This is a genomic window from Bacillus sp. FSL K6-0042 (assembly GCF_038006685.1).
In the GTDB taxonomy this organism is placed as follows: Bacteria; Bacillota; Bacilli; order Bacillales; family Bacillaceae_G; genus Bacillus_A; species Bacillus_A pseudomycoides.
Genome location: NZ_JBBOVS010000001.1, coordinates 3,515,003 through 3,528,570 on the forward strand (window position 1 = coordinate 3,515,003; position 13,568 = coordinate 3,528,570).

Sequence of the window (13,568 nt, forward strand, 5' to 3'; positions counted from 1 at the left end):
ACCAAACGGCTTTACTAAGACAATGGATGTTACTTCCCGGTAACATCAGGGAAATTGTTACACAAATGATACTATTATTCCCCATGAGGAATGAACAGAACACTGTTTACAAATTCTATTATAGAGATGTTTCATGAATTTCATGTAAATATTTGGTGAAGATTGTGTAATTTTATCATACTAATGTAGAGAAAAAGACGCTGAGATTACTCAGCGCCTTTTTTGTCTTCTTTAATAATTGTTTTTACTTCGCCCGTTTTAATTTTGTTGCTTTCAGAGAAGCGAAGTAAGTCTCCCTCAATGAGTTTATCAGACATGTGCAGTTCATTTTGCGCACGATCAATCATCGCTTGAGCTTCTTCTTTCGGTACTTCTACAATTTCGCCTGTTTCGCGGTTATAGAATGTACTGTTTGTATATATATATTGTTCTGTTATAAAACTTCCATCACGAAGAACAACGAATGATTTATAATCTGGTGAGAATACATCATGACCGAAGCTAATGTCATTGCTTGAATCAACACCAAGTAAGTTTAGAATTGTTGGTTTAATATCAATTTCACCTGTTGGTTTTGAAATTGTTTTACCTTCTTTTTGACCTGGAACGTGAATGAACATTGGTGTACGTTGTAAGTTCATATGATCAAATGTTGTAATTTCTTCTTTTCCTAAGAATTGTGCCATCGCACGGTTATGGTTTTCAGAAATACCATAGTGGTCACCGTAGAATACGATAACCGAGTTATCATAAATACCTTCTGCTTTTAGACGTTCAATAAAGTTTTTCAGTGCTTCGTCTAAGTAACGAGCTGTTACCATGTAACGGTCAAATACACCATCACCAGAGTTGTAAGGCTCGATTAATTTTGTACCGTCATCATAAGTAAATGGATAGTGGTTGGTTAAACTAAGGAAGCGAGTATAGAATGGCTTCTTCACTTGTTTTAACATATCCACGGATTGATTAAAGTACTCAATATCTTTTAATCCCCAGTTTAACTTTGTTTCTGGTGTGATTTTGTAGTCAAGTTCGTTATAGTAACGATCGTAACCAAGTGCAGGATACATGATGTTACGGTTCCAGAATGTTGCGTTGTTCGCGTGGAATACAGCTGTGTAATACCCTTGCTGACGCAGGATTTCTGGTGTTGCAGTATATTCGTTATTACCATGTGTAAAGAATACAGCACCTCGGTCTAACGGATATAGTGATGTATCTACTAAGAATTCAGCATCCGATGTTTTTCCTTGTCCAGTTTGGTGGAAGAAGTTATCGAAGTAATAGCTTTCTTTTGCAAATTGGTTTAAGAATGGTGTAACTTCTTGACCATTTACTGTCGCACCAATTAAGAATGTTTGCAAGGATTCAAGAGAAACGACGATTACGTTTTTCCCTTTCGCAACGCCAAACATATTTGGATCTGGTTTCTCTTTGAGTGTCTTCACATAGTTTTCTGTTTCTTGTAATTTGCTACCATCAGCAAATGCTTTTTGTGAACTTGATTTTGCTTGTAAGCCAAGATCATATAATTGGTGAGTATATAAACCTAAGTTTTTTACGAGCATAACACGGTCAAATGAACGCGTTAATAGTTCCGGACGCTCAGTTTCTGCAAGACCTAAGTTTGCGAAGAAAATAGCAACCGTTGATACGAAGTATAAAGAACGCATTGGACGTGACACACGCTCCGTTTTTGCAAAGTCTTTCTTCTTTTTTAATAAAACGAAGAAAAGAATAATATCAGCAAATGCAACAATGATTTTGTAGTTGAGTAGTTCTTTTACACTAGAACCTAGCTGTCCAAAGTTGGACGTTTGCCCAAGTACCGGTAAAGTAACGAAATCATTGTAGAATCCGTAGAACATTACGTTACCAACAAGAACGATTGTTAAAACAAAATCAATTCCAAGTGCTATATAATTACGTTTTTTCCCTTTTGCGAATAATGCAAGACCCACAAGCAGTAATGATGTTGCCAATGGACTAATAAATAAGATAAATTCTTGCATGAAAGATTCAAGTTTCAAATCAAAGCTCGTACGCGTTATGATGTAAGTTTTTAGCCATAAGGCCAAAGCGACGAACAAAGTAAAACGCACACTATGAAATTGCGATTTTAAAGATTCCTTCATCCATTTCCACCCTTTCTCTATCAGGCTTGGTCGATTTTTGAGAGAAAAATGCTAAAATAAAAAATACATAGTTTTCTTGGCCATGAGCAGGGTTTTCTATATCACCCATATACGACTTTAACTATGCATACCCTTTTGGTTTCCTGCCATTTCTTTTGTTGATCCATAAGCATAACGTCATTTCTGTATTATACAACAAAATTCAATTCTTAGAAACACTATAACATTTTACAGTTTTTGTATTTTCGTTGTTACTACCAGAGAAAACTTTAACATTGGTTTATATGCTCGTCAACTAGAAAATATAACAAAGATAAAAGAGAATGTTAAGAGAAATAGAACATTTTATATTGAGAAATATTGATAGAAAATATATAAACCCTTTCTTTTTAGATGGGAGAGAGTGTCCGACTAAGCATAGAAGCTCGCCCCATGATGAGTTTAAAACAAAGGGAGGAGAAGAGAGCAGGTCCATTTTTGTATGCAAAGCAACTTATAAGTGAAAGAACAAAAAGGAGTTGTCTAGCAAAATTTCAATTGGTGATGGGAGTTTTAATATATAACCCCCCCTCTTTTTAGGTGGGAGAGAGCGTCCGCCTGAGTATAGAAGCTCGCCCCATGATGAGTTTAAAACAAAGGGAGGAGAAGAGAGTAGGTCTTCTTTTGTTCCCGAAGTCGTGATTTATATGTGAAAAATCTTAATATAAGTAGAGTAAATAGCGGGAAATGATTACGAACACTTGTTCTTTCTTGTGTTGTCTGTTACAATAAGTTTTTATCGATCGGTTATGTGTATATTTGATGAGCTTTTTATTGACTAATGGGGCTAGTTTTTTCTTTTTGAAGGCACATCTACTTTTTGCGTATAATGAAAAAAACAAAATATGGGGGCTCTTTATATGGAACGAAAATTTTCAGTTGAAGCGTTTTGGAATAAAGTGAAACATGTAGCGAAACAAGCGGGACAATCGGTTATTTATGCAAGTTTATTGCTGTTTTACGTTATGCAAAGACCGGATGTTCCAAAACGAGTAAAGGCAACCATTATCGGAGCGCTTGCTTACTTTATTGCGCCAATTGATGCGATTCCGGATTTTATAGCTGGAATTGGTTATACGGATGATTTAGGGGCATTAACAGCTGCACTTTTGCAAGCATCCATGTATGTAAATGAAGATGTAAAAGAAAAAGCGCAGATGAAATTAGCGGATTGGTTTGGTTCGGATATAGACACATCGTTTATCGATCAAAAATTAGATCAATAGGTGAGAACTGTCATGTGCTGGCAGGGCAAACATAAGCGAGGAAGTGTACTATGCCATCAGGAAAAACACATACGAAAATAAACTTACTTTCTCTTCCGATTGTTTTATTTATGCTTGTTTCGTATGGACTAACAAATTTTGATTTTTTACTTACTTTTGCGATAGGATTTTTAATCGGCACGTTTTTCTTAACACCAGATTTGGATATTCATAGTAACGCCTATAATAAATGGGGATTACTTCGTATTTTTTGGTATCCGTATCAATGTGTGATGCCGCATCGTTCTTTTTTAACGCATACGCTTGTAATCGGTGATCTCATTCGTATATTGTATATGCTTCTTGTCTTTTCTCCATTCCTATACATAGTAAATAAAATGGTACTAGACGGAAGGTTGCTTGAGATTGCAAAGGAACATGATGTTGCTTTAACGACATTTGTAATTGGAGTTATCACTGCGAGTGCACTCCATATTATAGCGGATCGATTGAATACGCGCCGGAAAAAGCTTATGAGAAAAAAGAAGAAAAGAAGAAGAAGGTAGGGCACTTGCGAATTGCGAGTGCTTTTTCTTTTTTAGTTGTGCTGAACGAGGCATAAGGCTTTTAATCAAACGTTTGTTTAAAGTGAAATACGCCAGAGTGATAGTCTTTTCTTTTGTTAATCAAACGTTTGTTTAAAATAATGAGGGAAGAATGAAACTTACTTTTTTCCTATTTATAGAAAGTGCAATTAAACGAAAAAACGGGAAAAATAATCAGAAAAATCTTTTTAAAATAAAAATGATATGGTAAAGTATAAATACAATAATTGAAAACGTTTTCTTAAACGTTTTTTATTTTAGACTTAAAGGTATGATGACCGGATAGTCTATTGATAGGATTATAAGAATTTTAAAACAGGGGATTACAGAAAGGGAGAGGACAATGGGCACATGGACACAAGTTTACGATCCGTTCGGTAACATTTGGATTTCCGCAGCGGTCGCACTTATTCCAATTATCTTTTTTTTCTTGGCTTTAGCAGTGTTTCGTATGAAGGGGTATGTGGCAGGATTTATTACAGTTGTATTAACAGTTTTAGTCGCACTATTTGCGTATAAAATGCCGTTTACAATGGCGATGGCAGCAACCGGATATGGCTTCTTATATGGGTTATGGCCAATTGCATGGATTATTGTAATGTCGGTATTTTTATATAAAATTTCTGTTAAAACAGGGCAATTTGATGTGATACGTGCATCGGTATTATCGATTACGAATGACCATCGATTACTCGTTATTTTAATTGGTTTTTCATTTGGCGCATTTTTGGAAGGAGCAGCTGGATTTGGTGCACCGGTAGCAATTACAGCAGCGCTTCTTGCTGGTCTTGGTTTAAATCCGTTATACGCAGCTGGACTTTGTTTAATTGCAAATACAGCGCCGGTAGCATTCGGAGCAATGGGGATTCCGATTACAGTTGCAGGGCAAGTAACGGGTATTGATGCTCATAAAATCGGACAAATGGCAGGACACCAATTACCGTTCCTATCATTATTTGTTCCATTCTTTATCGTATTTTTAATGGATGGCTTTAAAGGTATAAAACAAACATGGCCTGCACTATTTGTAGCAGGTGGTTCATTTGCAATTACACAGTTTATTACAGCGACGTTTTTAGGACCAGAACTTCCGGATATTACATCAGCGCTTGTCAGCTTAGTATGTTTAGCGTTATTCCTAAAAGTATGGCAGCCGAAAGAAATTTATCAATCTAATCAGGCGAACGCTGAAGTGGCAGCGACAACAACAGCTTCATCCATGCCGAAATTAACAGCTGGAAAAGTTGTGAAGGCTTGGTCACCGTTTATTATTTTGACAGTTATGGTTGTAGTTTGGAGTCAAGGATTCTTCAAAGCTCTATTTGCTCCAGGCGGGGCTTTAGAAAGTCTTGTCTTTAAGTTTGAAATTCCAGGTCTGCACAATTTAGTCATGAAGGCAGAACCAATTGTAAATAAGCCAACACCTTATGAGGCCGTATTGAAGTTTGATATTTTATCAGCAACTGGAACAGCAATTTTAATTGCTTGTATTATTTCTATCATTATTTTAAAAATGAGTGCAAAACAAGCTGTAGAAACATTTGCAGAAACTTTACAAGAATTAAAAATGCCAATTCTATCTATCGGTTTCGTATTAGGATTCGCATTCATCGCAAACTATTCTGGTTTATCGTCAACACTCGCGTTAGCATTAGCAGGAACAGGTGGATTATTCCCGTTCTTCTCACCATTCCTTGGCTGGATCGGCGTATTCTTAACAGGATCAGATACATCGGCAAACGCATTATTCTCCAACTTGCAAGCTATTACAGCACAGCAAGTTGGCGTCTCAGAAGTATTGCTTGTTGCTGCCAATACAACAGGTGGTGTAACGGGTAAAATGATTTCTCCGCAATCGATTGCAATTGCGTGTGCGGCAGTAGGTCTAGCTGGAAAAGAATCTGACTTATTCCGCTTCACATTAAAACATAGTTTATTCTTCGTAACCATTGTTGGGATTATGACATATGTACAAGCTTACTATTTAACGTGGATGATACCTTAAGTTTTTAGATGGGTATAAGCCGTCAACTTAACACAAACAAGCCAGGTGCTGAAAGTACCTGGCTTGTTTGTGCCTAAAATGATACATACCCTTAACCCGATGGTTACCCACGGCATGAAAGACTATTCATCCTCGAATAAATACCCTCCCAAGTTTATTAATCCCTCTATAAATAAGTATGCTGTTTGTGTTTTTTGATTGTTTTTTGCTATAAATTTAATAAAAGACAGCCTCACATTAGCTGCCTTTCGTTCTAAAAATTTATGTAATATAAATAAAGCAATTAAGCATTTATTTTATTTAAAATTGAAACTTTATTAGTAGTAAATAATATATAATTTTGTTTTATAGTTTTAATTAAGATACGATCAGTTGTACCATATGCTGTTCCTATTCGAATTGCATCAGCTTTTTCCACACCAGCATAAGTATCATCTTCAGTAATTTCGATGATTTCATCTAATGGAATACTAATTTTTGCTAATTGCCATTTAATAATTAATTCCTCTGTTGTCTTTATAACATCGATACCTAGCATATTACCAAGATCTCCCTATCCTGTTATCTGGATATAATTATATATCTTAATTGGATATCTATGTTTAAAAATAATAAATTATTTTTATCATTTTTGAAAGTAAACTTCTAAATAAACGTTTACATTGATGAAAATATTATTTTAGCTGAACATGGATAAGTTTTGACACCCACCTCAAAATTCAGTGGAAACAAAGAAGTTAGGTGGGAGATGAACTGTCTGTAAAAGCCCGATTGGTCGGGCTAATAATCAGTGGGGGGATGAAGAAAACCCCACTAATTAAGGTTCACTTTATCAGCGGTTCGATAAGGAGTATCGACTAGCAGATAAAAAACGACATGTAAAAATTGTACTTCATGCCTTTGCATTTTTCTGATTATCGTGTATGATGGGAAAGTATTGAAAATTAAATCAGTGATAAACTAGGGGTGCCCAAGAGAAGCGTGGGCTGAGAGAGAAGTACGAGAACTTCTTAACCCTCTGGACCTGATCTGGCTCGTACCAGCGTAGGGAAGTTAACGGCTTTACATAACTATGTCTTTATGAGCCAGGTCCTTGTTTTACTATGGACCTGGCTCTTTTTATTTTGGCATACGCTGGTCACTAGTTCTTGTCCTTTTCACAAGTAAAGCGAAAGCGGCTCGGTCAGAATGGGAGGGGATGGAGCTTCAGCTGAAGAGGCGAAGCCACCGACCATTCTAGCTGCTGAAGCGGGAATCGAATTGCCCAGAAGGTGGCCCAAGATTCTGAGCAAGTTCGATGTGCCTGAAATGATAAAGGGGAGGAAACACAAATTATGAAGCAATCTGTTTCAGCTGAGCAAATTGAATTGAAGTCGAGTTTACCAGGAAGTCAGAAAGTCTATGTTGATGGCCCGCGTGAAGGTATGAAAGTACCAATGCGTGAGATTGAGCAAAGTGATACAAACGGTGTACCAAATCCGCCGATTCGCGTGTATGATACAAGTGGTCCGTACACAGACCCTGGGTACAAAGTAGAGCTGGAAAAAGGCATTCCAACACCTCGCCGTGCTTGGATTGTTGACCGTGGAGATGTAGAAGAGTATGAAGGACGTGAAATTAAACCGGAAGATGATGGCGTGAAGGCTGCTTCTCAGCATACACCTGTGTTCCCGCAGATGGATCGTAAACCACTTCGTGCAAAAAAGGGCGCAAATGTAACGCAAATGCACTATGCACGTAACGGTATCATTACATCTGAGATGGAATATGTTGCGATTCGTGAAGGTGTAGAGCCTGAGTTTGTTCGTAAAGAAATCGCAGAAGGACGTGCGATTTTACCAGCAAACATTAACCACCCAGAAGCAGAACCGATGATTATCGGACGCAATTTCCACGTGAAAGTAAATGCGAATATCGGTAACTCTGCAGTTTCTTCTTCTATCGCGGAAGAAGTAGAGAAGATGACATGGGCAACGCGCTGGGGTGCAGATACAATTATGGACCTATCAACAGGGAAAAATATTCATACAACTCGTGAATGGATTATTCGTAATGCTCCTGTACCAGTTGGAACAGTGCCGATTTACCAAGCGCTAGAAAAAGTAAATGGTATTGCTGAAGATTTAACTTGGGAAGTATACCGTGACACGTTAATTGAACAAGCGGAGCAAGGTGTGGATTACTTTACAATTCATGCAGGTGTACTACTTCGTTACATTCCAATTACAGCAAAACGTACGACAGGAATTGTTTCGCGCGGTGGTTCTATTATGGCGCAGTGGTGTTTATTCCATCATAAAGAAAACTTCTTATACACTCACTTTGAAGAAATTTGTGAAATTATGAAACAGTATGATGTTTCCTTCTCTCTTGGAGATGGATTACGTCCAGGTTCGATTGCGGATGCGAATGATGAAGCGCAATTCTCTGAGCTTGAAACGCTTGGTGAGTTAACAAAAATTGCTTGGAAGCATGATGTTCAAGTTATGATTGAAGGACCAGGGCATGTACCAATGCATTTAATTAAAGAAAATATGGATAAAGAACTTGATATTTGCCAAGGCGCACCATTTTATACACTTGGACCTTTAACAACGGATATTGCACCAGGTTATGATCATATTACATCGGCGATTGGTGCAGCGATGATTGGCTGGTTTGGTACAGCGATGCTTTGTTATGTCACACCGAAAGAGCATTTAGGCTTACCGAACAAAGATGACGTTCGTGAAGGGGTTATTACGTATAAAATTGCGGCGCATGCGGCTGATCTTGCGAAAGGACACAAAACAGCGCAGCAGCGTGATGATGCTCTTTCAAAAGCGCGTTTTGAATTCCGCTGGCGCGATCAATTTAACTTATCATTAGATCCTGAACGGGCAATGGATTTCCACGATGAAACATTACCAGCAGAAGGAGCAAAAACAGCTCATTTCTGTTCCATGTGTGGTCCGAAGTTCTGTAGTATGAGAATTTCACATGACATTCGTGAATATGCAAAAGAAAATGATTTAGAAACAACAGAAGCAATTGAAAAAGGCATGAAAGAGAAATCAGAAGAATTTAAAGAAGCTGGTAGTCACTTATATCAATAATTGGATTTGAGATGGGGTACGAATGCCCACAAATAGTGGGAGATATGTACGGCTTCCGAACACCTTTTAACTTGATTGATCACGTGTATCTAATTTAAATATAGAAGAAGCCTCCTTTGCTAAGACGGTAGCAAAGGAGGCTATTGTTTTTTAGAGGGAGAAGAAAAGTTGTACCCAGTAGAATAAGAGGAATAATGTTACGATTGTTGAGAGCGGAATGACGATAAGGGATACGCTTAAATAATCTTTCCACTTCACTTTAATTTTATTTTGTTTTAGGATGTACATCCAAATGAGGGAAGCAAGTGTACCGATTGGTAATAATAACGATCCCATGTCACTACCGATAATATTTGCAAGATAAATTGTTTTTAGAGTAACTGGATCGAGTCCCATCTCGGTTAATGTAATGGTACCAATCATTAATGCGGGGTGATTATTAAAGACGTTGGAGAGAAGTGAAACCAATCCACCCATTGTAAAGCTTGCGTATAGTAGATGTTGGTTAACAATCGGTTCGAGCCACGTTACAAGAAACGTTGTTAATCCTGCATTGTGAAGCCCGTAAATAATAACATACATGGAGAATGCGAAGATCAAAATGTGCCACGGTGTCTTTTTTAAGATATCGACAGGGTTTGTACGTAAATAGTACCATCTCCATATAAGGAGAATGAGTGAACCGAGTACAGCTACAATTTCAATTGGTATGGATAGGAAGGAAGCGACGAAGAGAAGACAGCGCATAAGAAATACGAAAAGTAATACCTTTAACATAAATTTTGTCCGTTTTTGTTTTGTATCAACGGAATTTTTTCCTTTTAGAGGATGGAAATTTTTTGTGAAGAAGATTTCTTCAATATCATAAGAGGAAACTGGTAATTTTTTAGGTAGTTTTCTTTTTAAAACAGTGTACATGAGCCATGACATAAATAGTAGTCCTAGTGTTGCAGGTACGAACATCATTGCAGTGTGCATATAAAGTGTCATGTGTACGATATTTAATGCGATTAAGTTTACGATATTACTTACACCAATTGGTGCACTTGAAGCAGTAGCAATTAAAGCACCACTTAGTAAATACGGAATTTGTTGGTGTGGTTTTAATTGAAGGTTTTTGAGAAGTAAAATTAAAATTGGAGTTGTAATTAAGATGCTGCCATCGTTGTTAAATAAAAGAGTCATGAGGAAGCATAGTAATTGAATGTACCAGTATAAACGGTGACCAGAACCTTTTGCTAGATTTGCCAGTTTTGCAGCCGCCCAATGGAAGAAGCCAAAGCTTTCTAATATAACGGCCATAACGATAGTTGCTAAGATAGTTATGGAGGCGCCTCCTATTTTACTAATAATATCCATAACATCCGGTTTTGATACAAGTCCTGTAAGGAGAATGATACCAGCGCCAATTGCAGCGGGCCATGCTTCATTCAATCCCCGTGGTCGCCAAAAGATAACGACCATGGTTAAGAAGAAGACGATGATAGTAATCAATATTTCAGTACTCATTGTTAGCCTACCTTTCTTTTTTACCTGAGCAAATAGATTTGAGCTTGTCTCAAGTGTATACAGCATTATATTCAAAAAAAAATAAGAAGAACTAGGCATGTACCTGAATCTAGTGAATATGTATATTTGATGTTAAAAGGCAAATATAGATATGAGAGAGATAACTAGTGCTTTTTGATAGAGAGAAGAACCTAGATAAATAAAAATTGAAAACATGATATAAAACCTTTTTTGGGGTGGGAGAGAGCGGCCGCCCGAGTGGGAATCTTCTTTTGTTTTCATAGCCGCGACTTAGTATGAAGGAAAAACAAAATGGATATATATGGTATTTTTGTTTGTAAAGATGTAGAAATTATTTAGGGAGTCATTATTATAAAGAGAAGCTACTCTAGACATTTTAGTAAATGTTTGGAGTAGCTTCTCTTTAAATCGTTATTTTTCTTTGAGGAACGTTCGATCCTTTAAGAATAAATTCCAGAAGAAGATAAAGCCTGGAAGCAAGATTGCGATGCCGATTGCATAGAGGATGAGCAGCGCATAGAATGTTTCTTTCGTTGTAAAGCTTGTAAATACAGTAACGTCCGGATAAATGATATACGGTAAATGCGCGACGCCGTAAGCGTAGCTAGCAAAGGCATATTGTGCAACAACTGCTAAAACAGCGATGCGAGGCCAGCCGAGTGAACCGTATTTTTTATTTGTCCACCAAAGGGAAGAATACCCGATTACAAATAAAAGAATGGAGACTGTGAACCATGGAAACTGCTTAATTAATCCTTGCATGAGCCACTGTGTTTCTGGTTCCATAACAACAAGGGCGATAATGGCTGTAACGAGCGTCGCCGGACCAAGTACGATGGCGTTTCGTCTGTAGAGTCGATACGTATCCTCTGAGCGCTGCTCTCTTGCAAAGTCAGCTAGAAAAAGAGAGGATAGGAACAACTCTGAAGTTAACCCAAATAACATATACCAATAGATTACAGGGCTTGATAGAAGTTTCCCGTATAATAGCACTTCTTTTCCACTAGAGGTCGTAATATAAGCACCTTCTGTTACTGGCAAAACTGTAATTAATAAGGCTGGAATTAAGAGCCCTGTAATACCAGAAATAAAGCGCAAGATATGCTCATACTTCGGTACGGAATATGCAAAAACCATGAATGTGCTACGAATGGCAACGAGAACTAAAATTAATGTCACCGGTACAAACATCACTGTTGCGAGTGTAAAAGCTGCTTTCGGAAAGAAGCCAAGAAATGCGACAACGACAAAGACGAGAAATGTATTCGTTACTTCCCATGTGGGCGATAAATAACGATTAGCAAGCTTTCCAGCTAGCGTCGGGTGCTTCGCGTATACCATGCCCCAAAATCCGGCCCCAAAATCAATGGAACCTAAAATGCTGTATACGAAGATAATGGCCCATAAGATGATAATCGCAATACTTGCCTCATGCACGAGGATCTCCTCCTTGCTGCCCTAGATCATTTTTTAATGGATGTCTTCTAAAGAAAGTTCGTAGTACAAAAATCGTTAAAGCGCCAAGACCGATATACAAAATGATGAATAAAATAAATAAAGGCCCGACGAAATCAGCGCGCGTAGCAGCATCCATTGTGCGCTGCATCCCATAAATCGTCCAAGGTTGACGACCGCTACAACTGAAAACCCATCCGAATTCAATGCCGAGCATCATAATCGGTCCGCACGCAGCAGTGGCCCATAGAAGCCATTTTGGTAATTCTGCCCCTTTTTTTCGATAGATAAAGTACCAATATACAAGAGCGATTGCTGCTACAGCAAAAGTGAATGCAGCTGTACCAACCATTAAATTAAAGAACGTATGGGTATAAAATGGCGGCCACGTTTCTTGTGGAAATTCATTTAACCCCTTTACAACGGTATTAGGATTAAATCCAACTAACATGCTTAGCATATTTGGGATTTCGAGGGCGTAGTTCAGTTTAAGAGTTTCAGGATCGACAACTCCGCCAAGGGACAAAGGAGCATGTGATGTCGTTTCAAATAAAGCTTCTGCAGATGCTAATTTTTCCGGAGAATGTTCATGCAAAGCAATTGCTGATTCATGTCCAGAAAGCCACATCGTAGCACCTGTAATAAACGTGACAACGAGGCCTAAAAATAGTCCTTTTTTATGATAAGCAATTTCCCGTGGACTTATATTTCGTTTTAATAATTTAAATCCAGCGATAGAAGCAATGACTGCTGCACCTGTTGCATAAGCCGTAATGACAACGTGAAGGGAGCTTGTGAAAAAGCTTGGATTAAAGAATGCTTTCCACGGGTCAACGTTAAAAACAGAGCCATCAGGATTCATAGAAAAGCCTGCCGGTGTATTCATCCATGTGTTTGCTGAGGTAATTAATACGGCAGATGCAGTGGCACCAAGCATGACAAAAAAGAGTGAGATTAATCTCATAAATGGTGGTAATTTATCTGCTGCATATACATAAATGGACATAAATAAAGCTTCTAAGAAGAAGGCGAAAATCTCAATCTGAAATGGAACAGAAATCACTTGACCGACAATTTTGGCGAATCCGGGCCAAAGAAGTGAAATTTGTACACCGACGATTGTTCCAGTAGGAATTGCGACACCAAGAAGGATGGCGAAAGCCTTTGTCCACCTTTTTGCCATAACAGCGTAATCAGAATCCTTTCTCCAGTGATATAATACTTCGCTTATAAAAATCATTAAAGATAGTCCGATTCCAAGTGTTGCAAAAATAATGTGGAATGCTAGTGATGACCCAAAGAAAGCCCGTGACAATGTAACAGTATCCATAATTCTACTCCTCTTCATTTTTGCCATTATTTTCTGATTGGATTGGAAAATTTATTCAAAAAAATGCCAAAAATATATATGTATTTTAAAAAGTGGATATGATATTATAATTTTGAAATCTTCAGAAAAGAAGGATAATAATATTTTATTTGTGTTTTAGAACAAAATC

The 13,568-nt window shown here is 37.7% G+C and carries 9 protein-coding genes and 1 riboswitch; of the genes, 4 read left to right on the top strand and 5 right to left on the bottom strand.

Annotation, left to right across the window (positions count from 1 at the left end; genetic code table 11):
• Nucleotides 1-206: 206 nt before the first annotated feature.
• Nucleotides 207-2,135: an LTA synthase family protein gene (locus MHH45_RS17940; protein ID WP_016112580.1), complete on the bottom strand. Its 1,929-nt coding sequence runs from the start codon at nt 2,133-2,135 to the stop codon at nt 207-209.
• A gap of 899 nt (nt 2,136-3,034) precedes the next feature.
• Between MHH45_RS17940 and MHH45_RS17945 the strand changes: the two genes are divergently transcribed.
• The 3 genes from MHH45_RS17945 to lldP all read left to right on the top strand — a co-directional run bounded on the left by MHH45_RS17945 (nt 3,035) and on the right by lldP (nt 5,989).
• On the top strand, nt 3,035-3,400 hold the full coding sequence (locus tag MHH45_RS17945; RefSeq protein WP_016112579.1) for a YkvA family protein: 366 nt from the start codon (nt 3,035-3,037) through the stop codon (nt 3,398-3,400).
• Nucleotides 3,401-3,450: 50 nt separating this feature from the next.
• Nucleotides 3,451-3,945, top strand: coding sequence for a metal-binding protein (locus MHH45_RS17950; protein ID WP_016112578.1), 495 nt, complete (start codon nt 3,451-3,453; stop codon nt 3,943-3,945).
• Nucleotides 3,946-4,327: 382 nt separating this feature from the next.
• A complete protein-coding gene (gene lldP, locus MHH45_RS17955) occupies nt 4,328-5,989 on the top strand; it encodes an L-lactate permease (protein ID WP_016112577.1) in 1,662 nt (553 codons plus the stop codon).
• 283 nt (nt 5,990-6,272) lie between these two features.
• Here the strand turns inward: lldP and MHH45_RS17960 are convergent, their stop codons facing one another.
• Nucleotides 6,273-6,527 carry a SunI/YnzG family protein gene (locus tag MHH45_RS17960; RefSeq protein ID WP_016132413.1) on the bottom strand — a complete coding sequence of 85 codons (255 nt, stop codon included), beginning with the start codon at nt 6,525-6,527 and terminating at the stop codon, nt 6,273-6,275.
• A 414-nt stretch (nt 6,528-6,941) separates the two neighbouring features.
• A riboswitch (TPP riboswitch) is annotated at nt 6,942-7,057 on the top strand.
• A 266-nt stretch (nt 7,058-7,323) separates the two neighbouring features.
• Here MHH45_RS17960 and thiC point away from each other — a divergent pair.
• The gene (gene thiC / locus MHH45_RS17965; protein ID WP_016112575.1) at nt 7,324-9,084 is read left to right on the top strand and encodes a phosphomethylpyrimidine synthase ThiC; all 1,761 of its coding nucleotides are present in this window, start codon (nt 7,324-7,326) and stop codon (nt 9,082-9,084) included.
• A 150-nt stretch (nt 9,085-9,234) separates the two neighbouring features.
• Here the strand turns inward: thiC and MHH45_RS17970 are convergent, their stop codons facing one another.
• The 3 genes from MHH45_RS17970 to MHH45_RS17980 all read right to left on the bottom strand — a co-directional run bounded on the left by MHH45_RS17970 (nt 9,235) and on the right by MHH45_RS17980 (nt 13,399).
• On the bottom strand, nt 9,235-10,593 hold the full coding sequence (locus MHH45_RS17970) for an arsenic transporter (protein ID WP_077294677.1): 1,359 nt from the start codon (nt 10,591-10,593) through the stop codon (nt 9,235-9,237).
• A 432-nt stretch (nt 10,594-11,025) separates the two neighbouring features.
• Nucleotides 11,026-12,051 carry a cytochrome d ubiquinol oxidase subunit II gene (locus MHH45_RS17975; protein WP_016112573.1) on the bottom strand — a complete coding sequence of 342 codons (1,026 nt, stop codon included), beginning with the start codon at nt 12,049-12,051 and terminating at the stop codon, nt 11,026-11,028.
• Entirely contained in the window at nt 12,044-13,399 is a 1,356-nt protein-coding gene (locus MHH45_RS17980; RefSeq protein ID WP_016112572.1) for a cytochrome ubiquinol oxidase subunit I, read from the bottom strand. The genes MHH45_RS17975 and MHH45_RS17980 overlap by 8 nt, the downstream gene beginning before the upstream one ends.
• Nucleotides 13,400-13,568: the final 169 nt, after the last annotated feature.

Bases quoted from the DNA above. Each gene is read 5' to 3' on its own strand.
- MHH45_RS17940 (WP_016112580.1), bottom strand. From the start codon at position 2,135: ATGAAGGAATCTTTAAAATCGCAATTTCATAGTGTGCGTTTTACTTTG.
- MHH45_RS17945 (WP_016112579.1), top strand. From the start codon at position 3,035: ATGGAACGAAAATTTTCAGTTGAAGCGTTTTGGAATAAAGTGAAACAT.
- MHH45_RS17950 (WP_016112578.1), top strand. From the start codon at position 3,451: ATGCCATCAGGAAAAACACATACGAAAATAAACTTACTTTCTCTTCCG.
- lldP (WP_016112577.1), top strand. From the start codon at position 4,328: ATGGGCACATGGACACAAGTTTACGATCCGTTCGGTAACATTTGGATT.
- MHH45_RS17960 (WP_016132413.1), bottom strand. From the start codon at position 6,527: ATGCTAGGTATCGATGTTATAAAGACAACAGAGGAATTAATTATTAAA.
- thiC (WP_016112575.1), top strand. From the start codon at position 7,324: ATGAAGCAATCTGTTTCAGCTGAGCAAATTGAATTGAAGTCGAGTTTA.
- MHH45_RS17970 (WP_077294677.1), bottom strand. From the start codon at position 10,593: ATGAGTACTGAAATATTGATTACTATCATCGTCTTCTTCTTAACCATG.
- MHH45_RS17980 (WP_016112572.1), bottom strand. From the start codon at position 13,399: ATGGATACTGTTACATTGTCACGGGCTTTCTTTGGGTCATCACTAGCA.